General features: G+C 69.4%; 16 protein-coding genes. 6 read left to right on the top strand and 10 right to left on the bottom strand.

The genetic code is table 11. The annotated features are described in order from the left end of the window. Positions 1–65: 65 nt before the first annotated feature. Positions 66–3,767 carry a hypothetical protein gene (locus ACFY1J_RS30270; RefSeq protein ID WP_390732318.1) on the bottom strand — a complete coding sequence of 1,234 codons (3,702 nt, stop codon included), beginning with the start codon at positions 3,765–3,767 and terminating at the stop codon, positions 66–68. A gap of 264 nt (positions 3,768–4,031) precedes the next feature. Next, positions 4,032–4,688: a TetR/AcrR family transcriptional regulator gene (locus ACFY1J_RS30265; protein WP_390711103.1), complete on the bottom strand. Its 657-nt coding sequence runs from the start codon at positions 4,686–4,688 to the stop codon at positions 4,032–4,034. Positions 4,689–4,844: 156 nt separating this feature from the next. On the opposite strand from ACFY1J_RS30265, the gene ACFY1J_RS30260 reads away from it, so the two are divergent. After that, a complete protein-coding gene (locus ACFY1J_RS30260; RefSeq protein ID WP_390732317.1) occupies positions 4,845–5,684 on the top strand; it encodes a patatin-like phospholipase family protein in 840 nt (279 codons plus the stop codon). 93 nt (positions 5,685–5,777) lie between these two features. Here ACFY1J_RS30260 and ACFY1J_RS30255 read toward each other — a convergent pair whose 3' ends face one another. From ACFY1J_RS30255 to ACFY1J_RS30235, 5 genes are all read right to left on the bottom strand, one after another. Beyond that, a complete protein-coding gene (locus ACFY1J_RS30255) occupies positions 5,778–6,746 on the bottom strand; it encodes a class I SAM-dependent DNA methyltransferase (RefSeq protein WP_390711105.1) in 969 nt (322 codons plus the stop codon). A gap of 47 nt (positions 6,747–6,793) precedes the next feature. Further along, a complete protein-coding gene (locus tag ACFY1J_RS30250) occupies positions 6,794–7,234 on the bottom strand; it encodes a hypothetical protein (protein ID WP_390711106.1) in 441 nt (146 codons plus the stop codon). Then, entirely contained in the window at positions 7,231–8,376 is a 1,146-nt protein-coding gene (locus ACFY1J_RS30245) for a molybdopterin-dependent oxidoreductase (protein WP_390732351.1), read from the bottom strand. Before ACFY1J_RS30245 ends, ACFY1J_RS30250 begins: the two co-directional genes overlap by 4 nt. A gap of 123 nt (positions 8,377–8,499) precedes the next feature. Further along, positions 8,500–8,934, bottom strand: coding sequence for an ester cyclase (locus ACFY1J_RS30240; protein ID WP_390711107.1), 435 nt, complete (start codon positions 8,932–8,934; stop codon positions 8,500–8,502). 131 nt (positions 8,935–9,065) lie between these two features. Continuing rightward, complete coding sequence (locus tag ACFY1J_RS30235) at positions 9,066–9,674, bottom strand: TetR/AcrR family transcriptional regulator (RefSeq protein ID WP_390711108.1); 609 nt, start codon at positions 9,672–9,674, stop codon at positions 9,066–9,068. A gap of 104 nt (positions 9,675–9,778) precedes the next feature. On the opposite strand from ACFY1J_RS30235, the gene ACFY1J_RS30230 reads away from it, so the two are divergent. From ACFY1J_RS30230 to ACFY1J_RS30220, 3 genes are all read left to right on the top strand, one after another. Further along, positions 9,779–10,927, top strand: a complete 1,149-nt coding sequence (locus tag ACFY1J_RS30230) for an FAD-dependent oxidoreductase (RefSeq protein ID WP_390711246.1) — start codon at positions 9,779–9,781, stop codon at positions 10,925–10,927. A 518-nt stretch (positions 10,928–11,445) separates the two neighbouring features. After that, the gene (locus tag ACFY1J_RS30225) at positions 11,446–12,819 is read left to right on the top strand and encodes an MFS transporter (protein ID WP_390732316.1); all 1,374 of its coding nucleotides are present in this window, start codon (positions 11,446–11,448) and stop codon (positions 12,817–12,819) included. A 24-nt stretch (positions 12,820–12,843) separates the two neighbouring features. After that, positions 12,844–13,884 (top strand): helix-turn-helix domain-containing protein, encoded by a 1,041-nt coding sequence (locus ACFY1J_RS30220; RefSeq protein WP_390732315.1) that lies wholly within the window; start codon positions 12,844–12,846, stop codon positions 13,882–13,884. Between the two features lie 212 nt (positions 13,885–14,096). On the opposite strand, the gene ACFY1J_RS30215 is transcribed toward ACFY1J_RS30220, so the two are convergent. Next, positions 14,097–14,933: a hypothetical protein gene (locus tag ACFY1J_RS30215; protein ID WP_390711111.1), complete on the bottom strand. Its 837-nt coding sequence runs from the start codon at positions 14,931–14,933 to the stop codon at positions 14,097–14,099. A gap of 105 nt (positions 14,934–15,038) precedes the next feature. Between ACFY1J_RS30215 and ACFY1J_RS30210 the strand changes: the two genes are divergently transcribed. Beyond that, positions 15,039–16,091: an MBL fold metallo-hydrolase gene (locus tag ACFY1J_RS30210; RefSeq protein WP_390711112.1), complete on the top strand. Its 1,053-nt coding sequence runs from the start codon at positions 15,039–15,041 to the stop codon at positions 16,089–16,091. A 768-nt stretch (positions 16,092–16,859) separates the two neighbouring features. Continuing rightward, a complete protein-coding gene (locus ACFY1J_RS30205) occupies positions 16,860–18,152 on the top strand; it encodes a phosphatase PAP2 family protein (RefSeq protein WP_390711247.1) in 1,293 nt (430 codons plus the stop codon). Positions 18,153–18,388: 236 nt separating this feature from the next. Here the strand turns inward: ACFY1J_RS30205 and ACFY1J_RS30200 are convergent, their stop codons facing one another. Together ACFY1J_RS30200 and ACFY1J_RS30195 are read right to left on the bottom strand one after the other, a co-directional pair. Next, positions 18,389–19,981, bottom strand: a complete 1,593-nt coding sequence (locus ACFY1J_RS30200; RefSeq protein WP_390711113.1) for a cation acetate symporter — start codon at positions 19,979–19,981, stop codon at positions 18,389–18,391. After that, positions 19,978–20,367 carry a DUF485 domain-containing protein gene (locus ACFY1J_RS30195; RefSeq protein ID WP_390711114.1) on the bottom strand — a complete coding sequence of 130 codons (390 nt, stop codon included), beginning with the start codon at positions 20,365–20,367 and terminating at the stop codon, positions 19,978–19,980. Before ACFY1J_RS30195 ends, ACFY1J_RS30200 begins: the two co-directional genes overlap by 4 nt. Positions 20,368–20,380: the final 13 nt, after the last annotated feature.

Genomic DNA, 20,380 nt, shown 5'->3' with positions numbered 1-20,380 from the left:
ACTCGGCCGGGGCACGGACCGAGCGCCTACGCTCGGTGCCCGTCATTTCACCACGCGCCGATTGGTCATGGGCACGGCGGCTGATACGAGAGGTTCCCCAGGTGGTTCCTCCACCGCTGCCGGTCAAGGGCGTTGCCGGTCGTGGCACAGATGTGGCGCACGGCCTCGTCGACATCCAGGTCCCACAGGCGTGCCGTGCCGTCGTCGGCGCCCGTTGCCAAAGTGCGGCTTGCGGGGCCGAGGACCGCTGACCGCACGGCGCCGGAGTGGCCGACCAGCGCATCACCCGTGGCGGAGGGGTGCGCAAGGTCGGTGACGTCCCACAGCCTGATCAGGCCGTCCGTGGTGCCGGTGGCGAGTGTGCGTGCGTCGGGGCCGAAGGCGAGCGCGGAGACGGAGCCGGAGGCGTCGATCGACGAGCTGAGCGGCCTTGGACGCGCCGCATCCGAAACGGTCCACAGGCGCAGGGTTCCGTCCCTGGAGGCCACCGCAAGCGTGTGTCCGTGCGGGGCGAAGGCGACCGACTCGCCGGTGAGGGTCCGCGCTGCACGGACCGGACGGGAGGGGTCGTGAGCGTCCCAGAGCCTGACACTCCGCGTGGACCCCGCGAGGGCAAGTGTGTGTCCGTCGGGGCTCAGCGCGAGGGACGGGGGTGTGTCGAAGACGTCTTCCTCGGGCGATTCAGCGGTTCCGAGGAGGCGAGGACGGCCGGGACTGCCCACGTCCCACAACCGGACCCGGCCGCCGCCGTCGTGGGCCTGTCCATCACCCCAGCCCCGTGCGGCACTTCCACTGGACGCTTTGCTTCCGGCGTCGACGATGGGCTCCGCCACGACCTGGGGCTGCTCGTACTCGGCCATCGTGCGGCCGTCGGCGCTGAAGGACAGGGCGGCGATCATGTGCTCGCGCCTGACCGACGTACGGCCCAGCCGGCGGGGACGCGCAGGATCGCTGACGTCCCACAGTCGCGTACCACCGTCCGGCTCCGCCACCGCGAGAAGGCGACCACGGGGCGCGAATACGGCGGCGGTGCCGGGAAGGGCGCCCAGGCGCTTGGGGTTTCCGGTGTCCGCCGTGTCCCACAACCTCACCTGCTCCGGACCGCAGGTGGTGACCAGGCTCCGGCCGTCGGGGCTCATCCCGCTCACCGAAACATCGGAGCAGTCCGTCAGCACGGGCGGCAGGCTCCATACCCGGATGACCCGGTCGTCGGTGACCAGGCTGCGGCTCTCGCGGCCGAAGACGAGGGCAATACCGCCATAGGACGTCTGTCCCAACGGTTCGCCCAGTTGCGTCGGTTCGTCGTCGTTCGCGGTGTTCCACAGTTGGACTCCATTGTCCCCGGCCACGGCGAGCATGCGGCCGTCGGGGCTGAAGGCCACCGCGGCGATTTCGGATCCGTCCGCATTCTCGAGCGGCGGGGAGAGACGTTCCGGGCGTTGGGGGTCCGCGATGTCCCAGAGCCGGACCTGCGTATCGCCGTCGTCCGCGGCCAGGGTCCGCCCGTCCGGGCCGAAGACCACGTCTTGTGTTCCGCCGGAACCGAGGTGCAGGACGCCCAGTGTCCGCAGGTGCGTCGGATCGGCTGTGTTCAACAACCGTGTGATACCGCTCTGACTGCTCGCCGCGGCCAGGAGGTGTCCGTGCGGGCTGAAGGCGGGGAGGTCACCGGGCAGGGAGTGGCCCAGTCGTGCCGGGTGCCTGCGGTCACGCATGTCCCACAGGTAGACCCTCTGTCCGCCCGCCGCGAGCAGGCGTCCGTCGGGGCTCAGCGCAATGGTGTTGCCGATCATGTCGCCGGGCAGGCCGAAAGTGGTGAGGTCGGCCGGGTGGCTCGGGTCGGAGGTGTCCCACAGCCGAATCCTCCCGTCGGTGTCGTCTTCGGCGGCCAGCAGGCTTCCGTCCGCGCTGAGTGCCACCACCGATCCGCGCAGGGCACGGCCCACGCGCCGGGGGTGGGTGACGTCACGGATGTCCCACAGCCGGATGACGCGGTCGGGCCCGGCGAGAGCCAGCAGCCGGCGTGACGCGTCGGCGGCCACCCGGCCGTTGCCGATGTTGTTCGCATCGTCCGAGCTGCGGCTCTGGTCGGGAGTCTCGGAGAACAGCGCCGAATTGGCGGCGCTGAGCAGACTCGTGTACGTGCGTTCCGACCGGCGCATCCGGTACGACGCAATGTCGAGCTGGGCCGCCAGCGAGGCGTTCTGCACCTGTGCCGGCAGATGGATGCCGCGGAGCTGGTCCGCCTCCGCGGCGATCTGCCGGGACATGGCAACCGTGCGCTGGGCGCGGGCTGTGGCACGCTGCTGGAAGGCGACGGTCGCGGCAGTTGCGGCCACGAGGACCAGGGCCGTCAGACCGGCGACCAGAGAACGCAAGCGGCGCGTGGTGCGCGCAGCCGCCCGCTGTTCGCCTGCCCGGGCCTCCAGGCTCGCGGTCAGGAACGCGCCCTCCAGCCCGGTCAGGTCGTCCCGAACGGTGAACGTCTCCTCGGCGGCGGCCAGGCGGGTGCCGCGGTAGAGCGCGCCGGGGTCACGGTCCAGCGCGTCCCAGGCCTGCGTCGCCTCGGTGAGCCGACGGTGCGCGCGCAGCCGTTCGCGGTCGCTGTCGATCCAGCCGCGCAGCCGGGGCCAGGCGGTGATGAGTGCCTCGTGCGCCAGGTCGACGGTGTCGTGGTCCAGGGTGATCAGCCGGGCGCGGGCCAGCCGCTCCAGGACGGTCGCCACGTCGCCGGGGCCGTTCGCGCCGAGCTCGGCGCGGGTGACGGGGCGGCGCGTGTCCTGTGTGCCGTCGCCCGGGGTGACGAGCCGTAGGAGGATGCGGCGGGCCAACCCGGCCTGGCCGGGCGTCAGTCGGGAGAAGACGCTCTCGGCGGTGCGGGCGACCGCACCGTGCAGGCCACCGGCCGCGTCGTACGCCTCCTCGGTCAGTGCCCGGCCCTTGCGGCGGTGCCAGGTCTCCAGCAGAGCGTGCGACATCAGCGGCAGGGCGCCGGGTTCGCCCTCGACCTCGTCGAGGATTCGGGCGGTCAGGGAACGCTCCACGATCAGCCCGCCGACCTGGGCGGGTCTGACCACTGCCGCACGCAGCTCATCGCGGCTCATGGGCCCGACCAGCAGGCTGCCGTCCTGCAGGGCGGCGGTCAGCCCGGGGTGTTCGGCGCAGCGGCCGAGGAAGTCGGCGCGCACGGCGATGACGACACGCAGCCGAGCCGCGGGATCGGTGGCCGTCAGCAGCCGGTCGATGAACTGATCACGCTCCGCAGGATCTGAGCAAAGGGTATAAATCTCTTCAAACTGATCGACGATCAGCCACGTGTCACCGTCACTGTCCTTGGGTGTCAGGCGCGCGGCATGGGTGCGCAGCGGGTGTTCGCCGGGGGTGAGGACGCGCAGCGCGGCGGGCTGCGGACCGGTCGGGCCCGGAGTGCGGAGGCGGGGGATGAGGCCGGCGCGCAGGAGCGAGGACTTACCGCTGCCCGACGGGCCGAACACCGCGGTGAATCGGCGGGACGACGCGAGTTCGAGCAGCCGGCCGGTGGGCTCGTCCCGGCCGAAGAACAACTCGGCGTCGGCGGGTTCGAAGCGGGCCAAGCCCCGGTAGGGCGGCTCGGCATCCTCGTCCTCGGTGCGCGGCTCGGCCGCCGCTTCCTCGGCCGCCTCACGCCACCGCGCCTCCCACTCCCCCGGATCCCCGCCGCAGGCACGGACGTAGGCCAGCATCACCGGCAGTGTCGGCAGCCGCTCCCCCGCAGCCGCCTGCGACAAGGTGCTCGCGCCTTGCCCCGCGCCCTTCGCCATCGTCCGGTAGGTGGGGCTGCCGGCTTCCGCCCGCAACTTGCGTAACTCGGCAGCAAACCGGGCCACCGGCCCGTGGCTCGGATCGAGCGGACTTTCCGGACGCCCCGCCACCGGCAGCGCCCCCTCCCGTTCTCGGCCGCTTCCCCCGTGGACGCGACGCAAGGCCGGACAAGGTACGTAGCCGAGGGGAGGAGGGCAACCCGAGGGTGCTCAGTTTGGCCAAAAAGCCTCTCAACGCCGCCTGTGCGGGCCCAGATTGAGCAGCACCGTGCCGAGATGGGCGGAGGTGAGGGCCGGTCCGGGCAGAGGGGGCGTGGCCGGGCGGGCGCGAAGGCCGTCGAGGAGCAGGGTGAGCGGGCGGACCCAGGCGTCCGGTGCGACCGTGGTGAGCGCGGGAACGGCCCGGCCCAGTGCCGCAAGGGCGAAGAGCAGGTCCTCGGTGGTGAGGTCCCGTCGGATGGTGCCCTGTTCCTGACCGCTGCGGAGCAGCCCGTCGAGGGTTGTGCGGTTGTGGGCGTGGATCGCCTCCAGGGAAGTGACGCCTTCCAGGTTCGTGGTCATGAGGTCGTTGGTGCCGCGGTCTGCCGCCAAGCCCGCGAACACGGTTCGTAGGTACTCCGTCAGTCCCGTCCATGCGTCTTCGGCGGTTCGTGCTCGCTCCCCCGCCGCTGTGGTCTCGGTGAGCGCATCCCGGAAGACCTCATCGACGAGCGCGGCACGGGTCGGGAAGTGGCGATAGAGGGTCGCGTTGCCCACACCCGCCCGCCGGGCGATTTCATCGAGCGGGGCATCCAGGCCCTGTTCGGCGAAGACCTCGCGGGCCTTGTCCGTCAGCAGCTTCCGGTTGCGCAGCGCATCACGGCGTCCTGCCGGCGGACGGTCACCCATCATGTCTCCCTCGTCTCACCCCGCGTACCGGGGAGTGCTCCCCGGTACGGATGCTATCGTCAACCGAGCAACCGGGGACCACTCCCCGTTTTGCCTCCCATGGACGGGACGCTCGCGGCCGTTCACGGGAATGCCGTTCACGGGGAAGGGGGAAACGTGTCCGACACCGCACTCGTGCTCGGCGGCGGCGGACCGGTGGGCGGGGCCTGGCTGACCGGAGTGCTCGCAGGGCTCACCGAGGCTGGGATCGATCTCCGCAGCGCCGACGTCGTGATCGGTACCTCCGCCGGTGCCGTCTTCGGATCTCGACTCCTGGCCGGCGTCCCGGCTGCGGATCTGTACGAGCGCCAACTGTCCGGAGCGGACGCGGTCCAACTGCCGGTGACAGCGCGCCAGACGGCGCGCTTCCTCTGGGCGGCGCTCGGCTCCCGCGATCCCCAGCGGTCGATCGAACGCCTCGCCCGCGCAGCGCTGCGCGCCCGGACCGGCCCGGAGTCGGAGGTCTTCGATACGGTCGGCGCGCTCCTGGGCGACGTACGCGACTGGCCCGAGCGCAAGCTGCGGATCACTGCAATCGACGTGCAGACCGGACAACTTGAGGTCTTCGACTCGCACTCCGGAGTGACACTCCTCGAAGCGGTCGCGGCGAGCTGCGCCGTGCCCGTCGTATGGCCACCCGTTGCCGTAGCCGGCCGACGCTGGATGGATGGCGGCAGTCGTTCGACCGCCAACCTCCAGCTGGCACGCGGGTACCGCCGGGTGTTGGCGGTCGTGCCGATCCCCCAGGCGGTCGGGCCGCATCCGAGCGCCTCGCAGCAGGCCGCGGAACTGTCCGACGACGGGGCGCATGTCATCCTGCTGACCCCGGACCACACAGCGCGCCGTGTCATGGGCCGCAACATGACGGATGACAGGCGTCGGCCGGCCGCCGCCCGCGCGGGCCATACCCAGGCCAGTGCCCTGACCCCCTCGGTGGCGGACATCTGGCAGGGGTGACGTGGGGTCACCGTGTGAATCCGTCCACAGCGGTTGCAGGAGGCGGCGGCGCGAAGGCCCCGGAGCCTTGTCGGTGTGAGGTGGCGGTGTCGGTCATGGCCGTGTGGACCCGGCATGGGTGGCCGTGAGGTGGTCGTCGTGGGCCGTGGAGGACTCGTCGTACCCGGGATTCGGGCGGTGGAGTTCGACGAAGGGGCGGCCGGCGACCGTCCACCGGCCGGTGAGAGTCCAGCCGGAAGCGTCGGCGGCATCCAGCAGGGCTGTCGTGCCGACGCGGGCCCAGGCGAACGGCCGCCCGTGGCGCCCGTGAGCGTCCTCGACGCGGACAGTGAGGCGCTCGTCGACGTCATCGCCGGACGCCTCGACCAGCAGACGGCCACCGGGGCGGACCAGGCCCCGCATGCGGACGAGCAGGGCGACCGGGTCGCCGCCGATCCCCACGTTGCCGTCCATCAGCAGGACGGTGCCCCAGCGGCCCTCTCTCGGCAGGCGGTCGAAGACGGATCGCCGCAGGGCAACTCCGCCGTGACGCCGGGTCCTGGCGATGGCGGCCGGGCTGATGTCCACGCCCAGTGCCGGTACGCCGCGCGCCGCCAGGGCGGCCACCAGGCGTCCCGGTCCGCAGCCGACGTCCAGGACGGGGCCGGTGCAGCGGCGCAGCACGCCGGTGTCTGCAGTGTCGGGGGCGGCGCACCACCGCTCCACGTCCAGCGGGAGCAGTTCTGCCGCCCCGGGCGTGCGGGGCGTCATGCGGCGCAGGTACAGCGGACCGCGGCCGGTGCGCAGGGCATGGGCGTAAGGGTCGTCCGTCCAGGGCTCACCGGGCTCCGCGGGCGCGAGCCGAGCGGCGGGCTGTGCCGGCGCAACGAGGCGTGCCGGCAACGGAATCACGACCTGGGCGAGTGCGGTCAGGGTCGCGGCGTAACGCGAGCCGGGTCGGCAGAGGCCGGCCACTGGGGCGGCGTCGGCTCCGGTGTCGACGTCCCGGAGCAGCGGCAGCGCCTCGGCCTCGTCGAGGCGGGGCAGTACGACGACCACACTAAAGGAGGATGTCTCGATCACCCCACTCACCCTACGAACGCAAAGCAGACATAAGGGGTTTGGTGTTCTTACCGATCGCTGACGTCGCCATTCCTTACGGATCGCTGACGTCGCCACCGGGACCGGGCCTGGGCGAACACCCGCACGGCGACCAAGAGGGTCGTCACTGCGGCCACAACCACCAGCGCGATGAGCCAGTTGCGCGGATAGTCCAAGGGGAGCACCGAGGCGTTGGCCCGCGGCCCCGGGCGCAGCAGCACGGGCAGCGCCACCACCGTCAACGCGCCCGCGGCCAGCAGCGCCCCGCGGACCGGCCCGCGAGCGCCGCCACGGACCAGCACAAGCCCGGCCAGCAGCACCAACGGCGCGATCAATGCGTCGTGCAGAAGGATCGCTCCGCCCAGCCAGACCAGTACGTCCGTCAAGTCACGGACGTCGAGCAGCAGGGACGCGCCGATGCCCATGAACGCCACGCCGAGCGCACCCGCGAGGTAACGCGTCACCTTCATGCCGGCACCTCCAGCCGGCCCACCCACTTGGTCTGCAGCACGCCCGGACGGTTGGGGGCGATGAGCCGCGCCGGGTAGCCGTGGTCGGGGTCGAGTTCTTCTCCGTTCAGGCGCAGGGCGAGCAGGGTCAGCGGGTCGCGGGCGTGCTCGTGCCCCATCTCCGACACCCGGTAGCCGCCGCGCAGTTGCAACGACACCACCCTCACCCGCGCATGCGGCGGCGCGCCCGCCCGCTCCAGCAGGTCCACGATCCGCACGCCCGTCCAGTGCGCCGACTTGCTCCAGCCCTCCACGCAGGCCATCGGCAACTCCACCACGTGCTGGGGCAGAGCACGCAGTTCGTCGAGCGTCAGGGTGTACGGCCGCGGCCCGGCCACCACCAGGCGGTACTCCTCGTCGGCGATCCGGCCGACTCCGGCCGCCGCAGCGGTCCGGTTGACGGGCAGGGCCTGCGGGCCGTGGTCCGGATGGCGGGGCGCGAGCAGGATGAAGTCCTTCAGTGGAGTGAAGGACTGGCCCACCGTGGTCAGCGTGACGGCCCCGACGGCCGCGCCCACCGCGGCCAGCAGCGACCGCCGGTCGGGACCGTCCTGCGCGGGCAGGGCGAGAGTCCCGGGCGACCGTCGGCTCCAGTGCGCCCGGATCTCGGGTGCCTTGACCGCGATGTGCAGGACCAGCGCCCCGACCACCAGCCACGCCACCGCGTAGTGCACCGGCACGAACGAGAACGGCCACGGGTACCACTGGGCCGTGTTCAGCAGCCCGGTGGCCAGTTCGAAGACGGCCCCGGCGACCAGCACCGCGACCGACAGCCGCTCGAGCGCGTGCCGGACCGACCGCAGCGGCGGCCATTCGAACAAGCGCGGATACACGGTCCACAACTTGGCCAGCAGCAGCGGAATCGCCGCGATACCGGAGGCGACATGCAGCCCCTGGGTGACCCGATAGCCCCATGCGGGACGGCTCGGGACGTCGATGGCCGGCCAGCTCGGCGGATGTTGCATGAAGTGGCTGATCAGACCGGTGACGAAGCACACGGCGAACGCCGCACCCAGCCAGCGACCGATCGAGGTCGCCGTGCGGGCATCGTGCAGCCTGCCCTTGAACACCGGTGGAGAGACATGCAGTTTCATGCCCTCCATCCCACTCGCCACGAGGCCGTTTCGGAGCATGTGAGCCCTTACGGAACAGGGACGTCTCCGACCTCCGGTGGTCGCTGTCGGCCCGGGCAGAGGCCGGAGGGCATCGGCGGCCCGTGGGCCTCGTCAGGACGGGAGGGCGCCGAGCTGGCGGAGCTGCGCGAGGACGTCGACGATGCCCCGGATCTCGGTGATCCGCCCGTCGGTGAAGCGGAAGATGAAGATCTCGTTGTAGGTGACGGTCTTTCCGGTGGGCGGCAGGCCCTGGTACTCACCGCGGTGGGTCCCGGTCACCGTGTTCCTGGAGACGACCTTGTCGCCCTCCGTGATCGTCTCCTCGACGGCGACGTGGATGTCGGGGAACGCACGCAGGAGTACCTCCCACACCCGCTTCAGGGCCTCCGCTCCCGTCGCGCCCATCGGTACCGGCGCGTGGAAGAGCACGTCCGGCGCGACGAACTCGTCGATGGCCTTCGCGACCGTTTCCGGGTCGCCGCTGTTCATGGCGGAGTGGAAGCGGTGGAGCGTCGCTGTGTTGAGTGGTGCCCCGGCTGCCGACATGCGGCCTCTCCTCTGCTCTGTGCTGGACGGTGTCTCAGCAGTAGGACGAGGCAGCCGCCGGGAATGTGACACGAAGCGCGGACGAGGACCTGGAGCCGCTGAAATGTGAGATCAGGACCTCATGGAACAACCTAGGAGCCTGTGATTGCAGCCCCGGCATCATGCTGTGACTGCCAACCGTGGATCAGTAGGTCGAACACCGTCTCCACGGCCGCGCGCGGATCGTGTCGGCCCTTGGCCAAGGTCGGGATTTCCAGGACGAACCGCGCGAGTGCCGAGCATGCGAGATCGTCGGCTTCTCGCCCGAGCTCCTCCGCGATGGCGGCGCTGAGCGTGCCCGCGTGCCGCATCCACATACGCTCCGCGTACTCACGGAGCGCGGGCGTCTGATCCACCAGTGCGGTCAGCCTGGCCAGACGCGGATCCGAGGCGATGGGCACCCAGGACTTCAGCACGTGCGCGCGGAGTGCCTCGACCACGTCTTGGCCCGCGCGCCGTTCGCGGACGGCGGCGGCCAACTGCGCATCGACGTCCTCCTCGCGGTCGAAGACCAGCGCTTCCTTGCTCGGGAAGTGCGCGAAGAGGGTCGTAGTCGATACATCGGCCCTATCGGCGATGTCGCGGACGCCCACGCGTTCGAACCCGTGCTCCAGGAAGAGCTCCAGTGCGGCATCGGCAATGGCTTGCCTCGTCGCGGCCTTCTTGCGCTCGCGACGGCCAACGGTCGGGGAGTCGGACATGGCGTCACTGTACCTCACCACTGGAACGAAGCAGAAACTGTAACGGTTGCACTTATGGACTCGCTTCTGCTTTGGTGGAGCCCCACCGACGAATGGAATCCACCGTGAACTCTCCGACCCCCGCAAGCGCACGGATCAGCATCATCGGCGCCGGCCCGGGAGGCCTCACGTGCGCACGCATCCTGCAGCGGCACGGCATTGCGGTGACGGTGTACGACCGCGATCCCGACGCGCACTCCCGCAACCAGGGAGGCTCACTCGACCTGCACGAGGACGACGGCCAGCTGGCACTCCGTGAAGCGGGCCTCCTGGACGAGTTCTTCGCGCTCGCCAGGCTCGAAAGCCAAGAAATGCGCCGCATGGACCCGGCAGGACGTCTCCTTGCCCACCACCTGCCGGACGAGGGCGAAACCGCCGGCCCCGAGATCGACCGTGGACAGCTTCGCGACCTCCTGCTGCGGTCACTCGCTGCGGGGACGGTTCAGTGGGGACGCACTCTCGCATCAGTGAGCGGACCGGCCGACGGGCCGCGAACGCTGACGTTCACCGACGGGACATACCTTGAGACGGATCTCGTGATCGGTGCGGACGGCGCCAACTCCCGCGTCCGCGCTGCCGTGTCGCCTGCGACACCGCGCTACACCGGGGTCAGCTTCCTCGAAGCATGGTTCGACGACATGGAGACCACGCACCCCGAACTTTCCGAACTGGTCGGAAAGGGCAACGCCCACATCGCCGACGGCGCACGCGGCCTTTTCGCACAGCGCAACAGCGGCGGCCACATGCGTGTCTACATCATGCGGCGCGTCCCTGCGGGCTGGACCATGACGAGCGGGCTTCACCCCGAGGACACCGAGGGCATCCGCGCGCGACTGCTGAGCGAGTTCGCGGACTGGTCTCCGCGGATACTCCGGATGATCACCGACAACGACGGCGCGTACGTCGATCGTCCGCTCTTCGCCCTGCCGGTGCCGCACACTTGGGAGCACTCGCCCAGCGTCGCGCTGCTGGGAGACGCCGCCCACCTCATGCCACCGCTCGGCGTCGGCGTCAACCTCGCCATGCTCGACGCCTGCGAACTCGCGCTCGCACTCGCCCACTCCCCCACCATCGACGAAGCTGTGCATCGCTACGAGGAGTCAATGTTCCCGCGCTCGACGGAATTTGCCCAGATGCTCGAAGGCGGCGCTGATTCTCTTCTGTCCGTGCCTGACGCCGATGAACTCGAACGGTTCGGTCAGGCCCAGCGCTGACAAGCCTCCCTCCGCAGGGTGAGACGGTTGCACGGATCTCCTTCCCAGGCCGGCTCGGACGTCCAGTCCTGGGAACGACGTTGCGGGAGCGGCACGTCGGGAGGATGGGCGCATGACCAGCACGCAGTTCCGCTCCGCCGCTTCGTCCCCGCCTCGCTGGGCGGTGCGGTCCGCCCACGTCACCGCACTGCTCGCAGAGCCATCGTCGGGTGCCTCTACCTCCCCTCGGTCGCCTGGGGACCACTGTTGGGCGTCATCACCCTCTCGTACTACCGCCGTTGTCGCACAGCCCAGCCGACCCGGTGGAGCGACGAGCGGGAGCTAGTCTTCGCACAGTGAGTAACTCACGAGGAGCGAAGACATGGTCGGTCGTCCGAGCACGCGTTGACGTCTGAGGCCGTGAGCGGCCTGTCATCGCGTGCTGCCCTTGATGCGCGGCACAGCGAGCCTTCCTTTCCCGCTGCCTGACATGGCCGGTGCACCTCTCGTGCGCCGGTTGGCGGGACTTGTCTCCGGTCATGCGAGGGGTCCCTGTGCCGCCTTCTTCCTCCGACGTATCCGATTCCGGTCGACCTGTTCCGTCAAGCCTGTGGCGGGACGTGGACTTCCGCAGGCTCTGGGTGGGCCAGACGGCCTCCCAACTGGGCGAACATACAAGTCTGGTGGTTCTGCCGCTGTTCGCCGTCGTGACGCTCAACGCCGGTGCCGGCCAGTTGGGCGTCCTGCGTGCGGTGGGGCAGGCGCCGATCCTGCTGCTGTCGCTCTTCGCCGGCGTGTGGGTGGACAGATGGCGGACGCGCACGCTGATGGTGCTGACGGACGCCGGTCGGGCCCTGGCTCTGGGCGCCGCCGCCGTGGCCGGCCTCCTCGGTGCGCTCGGCCTGCCGACGCTGCTTGCGGTTGCCTTCGTCGTCGGGGCTCTGTCCGTGTTCTTCGACGTGGCATACCAGGCGTGTTTGGTACGGCTGGTGCAACGCGATCAGTTGGTGCGGGGCAACAGCGCGCTCGAGGGCAGTCGGTCCGCGGCGCAGATCGGTGGTCCCGCCCTCGGCGGTGCGTTGGTGTCCGCGCTGTCGGCGCCGATCGCTGTCGCCTCCAGCGCGGTGTTCTTCGCGCTGTCGTTCCTGTCGATCCGGCGGATCGGTCGCCGCGAATCCATCCCGGAACGCTCGGAACGTCCTCCTCGCGTGTGGCGGCGGATCCATGAGGGCCTCCGCTTTGTCGCCGGCGACACCTCCCTGCGGGCTGTGTGCCTCGCATCAGCCGCCTTCCAGTTCTTCTTCGCGGCCGTGATGACCGTCTATCTGCTGTTCCTGCCGCGGGACCTGCATCTGTCGGGCACCGCCGTCGGGCTGGCGCTCGCGGCGACGGGGCCGGGCGCGCTCCTGGGCTCGCTGCTGGCCGCCCGCCTACCGAGCCGCTTCGGACATGGCGCTGTGCTCGTGTCCGCGGCTGCTCTCGGCGACGGCGTGTTCCTGTTCGTGCCCGCACTGCACGGCTCCTCCGTAGTGACGGTTCCCGCGCTCCTTGCGGTCAACTTCGTCTTCGGGACCTTCAGTCAGCTGGTGAATGTCACGGTCATGGCCGTCCGGCAGACCGTCACTCCGGACGGCATGCAAGGCCGAGCGGCCGCGACGATCAACTTTGTCGGCATGGGGCTGACCCCGCTCGGCTCACTGCTCGGCGGCTTTCTCGCGGAAGTATGGGGGACGCGCACCAGCCTCCTGGTGACAGCCGCAGGCATGTTGCTGTCACCGGCACTGATGGCCCTGTCCCCACTCACCCGCCTGGGGCGGAAGCTTCCCGGCCCGCCCGAGACTCCCCACCCTGGAGAGGACGTTGCCGCTGCGCGGCTCCGCGACACCCGCGTCTCCACGTCTCGCGGGCGGTGATCAGCCCTGTGATTGACTACCACCGTGTTGCCCGAAACCGTTTTCACCACCCAGGATCTTCCGGCGAGCGACCGCTTCGAGGCTTGGACGGAGCAACTGGGCCGCACCCACGCGCCGATGCAGCTGAGCAGCGAGCGCACCGCGGACTACCGGGGACACCAGCGCGTGATCGGGCTGGGCGACGTGACGCTGTGGCCCGCGACCTTCGACCACCTGGTCTTCCGCCGGACGCCCAGGCTCGTGCGCCGGTCCGACCCGGAGGTGTTCCACCTGTCCCTGCTGCGGCACGGCGACGGCGCGGCAAGCTGGGGCCGGCAGCAGGTGGCGTACCGGATCGACGACTTCCACGTGAACTACTCGTCCCGGTCCTACGAGATATCCACCGGACCCGACCCGGTCACCATCGTCGGGGTCGAGATCCCGCGCGCCGCCCTGGATCTCCCGGCCGACCGGGCGGACCAGGTCGTCGGACGCCGGATATCCGGCCGGGAGGGCATGGGTGCGTTGCTGGCGGGGATGCTCGTACAACTGACCTCGGACACCTCGCCCTACCGGGCAGCCGACGCGGAGCGGCTGGGCATGGTCGTCACCGATCTCGTCACTGCCGTTTTCGCTCATGCCCTCGACGCGGAGCCGGAATTGCCGCCCGAGACTCACGCCCGCACCCTGACCCTGCGCATCAAGTCCTTCATCCGGCGGCATCTGGGCGATCCGGAGCTGACCCCCGCGAACATTGCCGCGGCCCACCACATCTCGCGCAGCTACCTCTATCGGCTCTTCCAGGACGAGGGCCTGACTGTGGCCTCGTACATACGCGACCAGCGGCTGGCCAACGCCCGCCGGGACCTTGCCGACCCCGATCTGCGCACGCTCCCCGTCCACGCCGTGGCCGCCCGTTGGGGCTACTCCCGCCCCGGCGACTTCACCCGGGCCTTCCGTGCCGCACATGGCATGGCACCCAGTGAGCTGCGGCACCAGGCGCTGAACCGAACAGCCGTGGACGGTGTGCACACGGCCGTGGACGCTGTGCGAACGACAACCCTCGACGCACTCGCACATCATTGATCCCGGCCGCTCAACAGGCTCACGTGCCCGATGGCGTGCCAGGGCCACGGGGGTGCCCTGCCACGCCCAGAGCACAACGGCGCCTCGGCCCGTCGGCGTCGGTCCGCCCGTGGACCGACGCCGACGGACAGAGGACGCACCGCGCGAGGCAGGCGCCGAAGCCACCACCAGCGGGCCCCAGGTCCGGGATCACGCCGACTCAGCGATCGCTCTCAGAGGTCCGGCTCGCCATGGCTCACGAAGAAGTGTCCGGAGGCGTGGCTCACGGAGTGTCCCAGCTGCACATCTGTCAGCATGCGCAGAATGAACTCGCCGGCCCCGCGATCGAATCGCTGATCGTCGCCGTCGTGTGACTGCGTGACCACGGTCCACGCGTCGGGATCGGTCGCGCCCGTCCTCCACATGAGGAGTTCGTATTCGGACCAGCCAAAAGGCAGGAGTCCGCCGCGCGCCGGGTCGAATCCGTCGCTCTTCCACGGATTTCGGCCGGCGCCGGAATCGCGGGGCACGGCAAGCTCGAAGTACTCGTCGAAGCTGCCCGCGCCGAACAGATCGACGATTTCCTTGTAGTCCCTGGGCAGCCGGGTGCCAAGGTCGGCCTCGATGGTGGGCCAGTCGATGCGGGGCCGGGGTATCGGTTCCCAGCCCGTGACGATGCGCAGTTTCTCGGCCCAGGACGCGCTCTTTGGGAAACCTGCGGATGCCGGGTCCTCGCGGTGGGCGATCACAGCGACCGTACGGGGCCCTTGCGGGGAAGCCACCATGCCGCACCCGACCCAGCGGTTCCGGTAGCCCCAGCCCCGCATCTCGAACAACTCGCCTGCCCCAAAAGGCTCGACCAGCGGCAGGCCGGTACGTTCGGTCAGCGACGGATCGACGAACGCGCCCGCTGCCAGATTCCGGTGCTGCCCTGCCCACGAACCGATCTCCGCAACAAGTTCATGCAGGTCCGTGCCCTGCGGGGCCTCCATGACGACGGGTTGGTCCCGATCAGGGGGATTCCCCTCGATTCCACGCCAGACGCTGTCGACGAATGCGCTGATTCCCATGGCGCCCAGTCAAGCCCATGCCACTGACATCCCCCCGCGGTGGGAAGCAGGCATCATGGCGGGCACGCGTCTCAACAGCGCTGCGAGGATGAGCAAGGAGACTTCATGCCAGAGATCAGCGGGTTCGCCCCGGGTCTACGAACTCGGTTGGCCGACGCCGTGCGGCAACACCCCGTGGTCTCGATCGCCCTCGCGCTGAAGCTGACGACCGCCGTGGCCCTGGGCGTGGTGTGGCAAACCAAGATCCGCCGCTCTGGTGACCTCGACGACTACCGAGACCTTCTCGTGGACGATCCCGGTGCACCGGACAGAGCCTCGGTCAAGGTGACCTCGCTCGGCACCACCATGATGCTCGTCGACGACGGCACCACCCAGATTCTCATCGACGCGTTCATCACCCCGGCCGCGCTTCTCGACGCCGCGCTCGGGCGACCGGTCAGCACGGACCGCGACGCAGTGGACGCCGCGCTCGACAAGGTGGGGGCGGATCGCGTGCGCGCCATCTTCATCTCTCACTCCCACCATGACCACGCGCTGGACGTCGCCTACATCGCAACCCGTACGGGAGCCACTGTCTACGGCTCACCGTCCACGCTGAACATCGCCAGGGGCGGCAACGTCCCCGAGGACCGCTTGGCACTCCTGGACCCGGAGAATCCAGTCGAGGTGGGCAACTTCACGGTACGCACCATCGTCTCCAAACACTCCCCCAACCCGATGGGCGGTGAGGGTACGACCATTGCCAAGCCTCTGCTGCAGCCTGCGCCCATCAGCGCATACAAGGAGGGCGGAACCTACGACTTCCTCGTGGCGACACCAGGGACGAGCATCCTGTTCAAAGGTTCGGCGAACTGGATCCCCGGCGCGCTCACCGGAGTTCACGCCGATGCACTGTTCCTCGGCATCGGCGGTCTCGGACGCGCCGGACAACGCTTCAGCGAGGGCTTCCTCGACGCAACCATCGGCGCCGTTCAACCCGCCCTTGTCATCCCCACCCACTGGAACGACTTCTTCTGCCCGGCACGCAAGGGCCTTCCGCTGCACCGCAAACTGATCGACAACACCCCCGCCGCATTCGACACCGTGCTCACCCGCGCCAAAGCTGACGGCATCGACGTCCGCCTGCTGGACGCGTTCGGCAGCATCACGGTCCGCTAGCACCGCGATCTCGGAGCATGCGCTGGCTCCTCGCGAGCGGCAACGCGACCTGCGAAGGCTGAAATCGGTCCGGATGACGCCACGACAGGTCACGGTGATGCCAGTGGTGACCATGGCCGGGCTCGGTCTGGTCGACGGGATCCTGGGGCTGCCGCTCGGAGTCGTGACTCACCGCGTGGTGATCCCGATGACCGAACACAGGGCTGGGGCCGACGGGAGTGGCTATCGCCGCGCTGGGGGCGGTGACACCGGCGCGTGCGGCGGTTCGGCAGACCATCGCCCGGGTCCTGCGCCCCGGACGAGGGCGTCCGCCAGGTCCTCAGCGGCCGGGCGAGCGGCCAAGTCCGCGACCAAGGGATGTCGCGGAACGACCCTGCACCGCGGCGGGCAGACGACCGTCGGCCTGCTGAGGCGGCAAGGCCAGGCTGACTGCCCAGTTCGTCAGCGCGTCAAAATCATCCGCGACGCCTCCGGTCAGGGCGCCGACGAGTACACCCACGAGTACTCCCGCGAGCGTCACTGTCTGAGCGACCATGGTCGGGACCGTTACTCCGATGCAACCCTCCCTCTCTCCCCCGTTAACATGTTCGAACTCACGATGATCGCCCTTGCCCGCTGTTCACCGGAAAACCATGCCATCCGGCATGACAAGACCCCTAGTTGCCAACTTCTAACAAACCGGCCAAAAAGTTGATATCGATAGCATCCCGGGTGTTTTCGCAAATAAAGAGCAGAGTTCCGTTCGCCGCGTGGCGTCAGCCACGGGTGATTCTGTGGGCCGGCGCGGGTGCGGTGGCCCTCGGATTCCTCATCGCTCTGGAGATCGCCGCACGTCGCTACGGCCTACCGGGGCCTATGACCAATCAGGTGCGAGAGGTGATGTTCCCGCCCAAGTCAGGGTTCCTGTTGTACGCCAGTTTGGCGTTGATGATGGTGGTTCTCCCCCGGCGGCAGCGGTTCATCGCGGCGGGTGTCGCGATCGGCATCGATGTCGTCTTCTTGTTGGTGCGGTGGGCGGTCGGTGCCAAGGTGACCGAGGGCCATCCCTTCGGCAACGGTGCGTTGTGGGTGATTCTGGGATATGCGGTCATCGCCATCACTCTCCGGGCCGGCCAGGAACGTGTCCTGCTACTGAAGGGCGTCGGGCTGGCGTTGCTGCTGGTGGCCGGCCGTAAGACCGGCGATACCTGGCTGCTCATCACGTCGAAGACCCGCCCGGCGGTGCTCGACCAGTACGTGGCCATCGCCGATCACGCGCTGGGCAATCCGTCGTGGCTGGTGGGCCGGTTCGTCAGGGCCACCGGTCCGATCGGCGCCCATGTTCTCGACTACGTCTACGTCCAGCTTGCCGTGGCCGCGGTCATCGTCGCGCTGTACCAGCTGCGGAACGTGGCGGCCGAGCGCCGGTTCCCGCGCCATCATCTGGTGCGCACCTTTCTGGCGATCGGCCTCCTCGGGCCGGGCATCTACATGATCTTCCCGGTGGTCGGACCGGTCTTCGCCTACGGCGCCGACGGCGGGCACTGGGCGTTGGCCAACCTGTGGCCGGACACGCCGCCGCCGGTCAATACCCCGCATTCGATGCCATTCGACGAGATCACCCCCCGCAACTGCATGCCGAGCCTGCACACCGCGTGGGCTACCACCATCTTCATTCATTCCCGCCAGGCCCCACGGATTCTGCGATTCGCAGGCACGTTCTGGCTGATTGCCACGCTCGGCGCAACGCTGGGCTTCGGCTACCACTACGGCGCGGATCTCGTTGCCGGCGTGGTGTTCACGGTCACGATCGAGTCAGCGCTGCGCGTGCAGGCGCGTGGCTGGGACCGGTCGGGAATCCAGCTGGTCGCCTACGGCGCGACGGTCTTCGCCGCGCTCTTGCTGTCGTATCGCTATCTGCCGATGGAGATGGCCAAGCATCCGTTGGTGTTCGGCCCGCTTCTCATTCTGGCGATGACTTCGGTGGTCTACGGCTACGTACGGACCACCAAACTGTGGGAACCGAAGGCCGTAACAGCACGCCAAACGGAACTGCAACCCGAACTCGGGGCTGTTCCGTAACTGCTCTCCGCCGCTTGTGCCGGCGAACCCTCGGCTGTGTGCCCCGCCAGTTCGAGCGGGGCACACAGCCGAGGGGTGGCCGATCTGGCCTCCGAACACGCAGGTAAGAAGGGTGGGGCAGGCCTCCGGGGGGCGTCGTTCCGGAGGCCTGCGCGAGTCCGTCTCCTACGAAGCACAAAGACGCCCAGCTGATCAGCGGGCCGGCACTGGAGCCTTCGCGCCTACGGCGGTGCGTTTCACGAGGCGTCGCTGCCCGCGAGCATGCGGAGTTCGAACGCCGAACGGGTAGCCGGGTGGGGTTTGTCCCTGCCCAGTACAGAGCCGAGCCATCCGAGAAGGACGGCCAGAGGGATGGAGACGATGCTCGGATACTTCAGCGGGAACACGGCGAAGTCCATGTGGGGGAACAACGCCGACGGAGTTCCGGACACGGCTGGGGAGAACACCGCCAGGGACACCGAGCAGATCAGGCCGCCGTAGACACTCCACACCGCTCCGGTGGTGGTGAAGCCCCGCCAGTACAGGCCGTACAGCAGCGCGGGGAGGATGGCCGAAGCAGCGACGGCGAAGGCCAGCCCGGCGGCGAAGGACACGTTGAGGCGCGTGGCCCACAGCGAAAGGGCCGTCGCCGCGCAGCCGATCAGCACCACCGAGACCCGGGCGACCCGCACTTCCTGGGAGGCGGTGGCTCTGCCCTTCCTGATGACCACGCCGTAGATGTCGTGCGCCACCGAGGTGGCGGCTGCGAGGGCGACGCCCGCCACGACGGCCAGGATGGTCGCGAACGCCACGCAGGACATCACCGTCAGCAGCAGTGACCCACCGAGGGAGCCGCCCAGCAGCAAAGTGGCCGTATTCCCGGAGGAGTTGCCGCTCGTGATCGCTTCGGGGCCCAGTACGGCTGCCGCGCCGAACCCCAGTACTCCGGCGATCAGACAGAAGACGCACGTCAGAACTGCCGTCCATTGGACGGAGCGTCGGGCGGCGCGTGCGTCGGGCACCACGCACAGGCGCAGCAGGAGATGGGGGAGGCCGGCAGCCCCGAGCACCGCGCCCAGTTGGAGGCTCAGCGAGTCCAGCTTTTCGGTGTCCCCGCCCAGGGACCGTGCTCCGGGCGCCAGGTAGTGCTCGCCGACGCCGCTGCGATGGGCCGCTGCCTCGAGCAGGTCGCTGGGGTTCCAGCCGAACTTCGCCAGTACGAGCAGCGCCAGGTATGCGCTGGCGACCATCAGGAAGGCGGCTTTGAAGCACTGCACCAGCGTCGCCCCCTGCATGCCGCTGAGAGCCACGTAGATGATCATCAGGATGCCGAGGAACAGCATCATGAAGTGCTGGGCGACTGCTCCGGTGATGCCGAGCAGAGGTGCGGCAAGGGCGCCGGCGCCCACCAGTTGCGCGGTCAGATAGAACAGGGAGATCACGAGGGTGGCGATCCCCAGGGCCAAGTGGACCGGGCGGGGCCGGAGATGGTGCGCCAGCACATCGCCGACCGTGTAGCGGCCCGTGTTGTGATACGGCTCTGCGATCAGCAGGAGAATGACGGCCCAGGCCACGATGGGGCCGAGCAGATAGGGGATGCCGTCGAACCCGGCGAGGGCGATCAGGCCGGGAGTGCCCAACAGCGTCGCGGCGGAGATGAAGTCGCCGAACAATGCGATGCCGTTGCGGGCGGAGGACAGGCGGCCGCCGCTGACGAAGAAGCGGCCGGGCGTGTCCGATTGCGAGGCGTCGAGCAGGGAGATGAGCACGACGGCGACGACGAACACCGCGAAGACGGTGATGACGAGTCCGGTGTGGGTCGTCTGGGCGAGCACGGAGGCGGTGTTCAACGCTCCTCCCCTCGGTACCCGAGCCCGGCGCGGGCTCGTTCCACGAGCGGATCCACGGTGGTGCGTGCGTATCGTGCGTACCACCGGCAGACCGCGAGCGTGGTGCCACACTGCAGCAGCGCCAGCCCCAGCCCGACGTTCACATGACCGACGATTCTGAGCGCCATGACGTCTGCCGCCGTGCTCGCCAGGAGGGCGTTGAGCAGGTAGAGGCCGACAACGGCGGTGGCGACGGGGGCGATCCGGGAGCGGCGCGCGGCGCGCAGTCCCGCGAGAGAGGCCATCGCCTCGGGCGTGGTGCCTTCTTCGGGTGTTCCCCCCATGGCGGACGGCGGTCGTCTGCGTGGCTCGTGCAGCCCGTGGGGCGGCTCATGGATTCCGGACACGACATCAACTCCT

It is taken from the genome of Streptomyces sp. NPDC001406 (assembly GCF_042895285.1).
GTDB lineage: Bacteria > Actinomycetota > Actinomycetes > Streptomycetales > Streptomycetaceae > Streptomyces.
This window is presented reverse-complemented; position numbering and strand designations above follow the sequence as displayed.

Excerpts from the sequence above, each read along its gene's own strand:
- ACFY1J_RS30210 (WP_390711112.1), top strand. The coding sequence starts at position 15,039 with ATGCCAGAGATCAGCGGGTTCGCCCCGGGTCTACGAACTCGGTTGGCC.
- ACFY1J_RS30240 (WP_390711107.1), bottom strand. The coding sequence starts at position 8,934 with ATGTCGGCAGCCGGGGCACCACTCAACACAGCGACGCTCCACCGCTTC.
- ACFY1J_RS30265 (WP_390711103.1), bottom strand. The coding sequence starts at position 4,688 with ATGGGTGACCGTCCGCCGGCAGGACGCCGTGATGCGCTGCGCAACCGG.
- ACFY1J_RS30245 (WP_390732351.1), bottom strand. The coding sequence starts at position 8,376 with ATGGAGGGCATGAAACTGCATGTCTCTCCACCGGTGTTCAAGGGCAGG.
- ACFY1J_RS30235 (WP_390711108.1), bottom strand. The coding sequence starts at position 9,674 with ATGTCCGACTCCCCGACCGTTGGCCGTCGCGAGCGCAAGAAGGCCGCG.
- ACFY1J_RS30250 (WP_390711106.1), bottom strand. The coding sequence starts at position 7,234 with ATGAAGGTGACGCGTTACCTCGCGGGTGCGCTCGGCGTGGCGTTCATG.
- ACFY1J_RS30215 (WP_390711111.1), bottom strand. The coding sequence starts at position 14,933 with ATGGGAATCAGCGCATTCGTCGACAGCGTCTGGCGTGGAATCGAGGGG.
- ACFY1J_RS30225 (WP_390732316.1), top strand. The coding sequence starts at position 11,446 with ATGCGAGGGGTCCCTGTGCCGCCTTCTTCCTCCGACGTATCCGATTCC.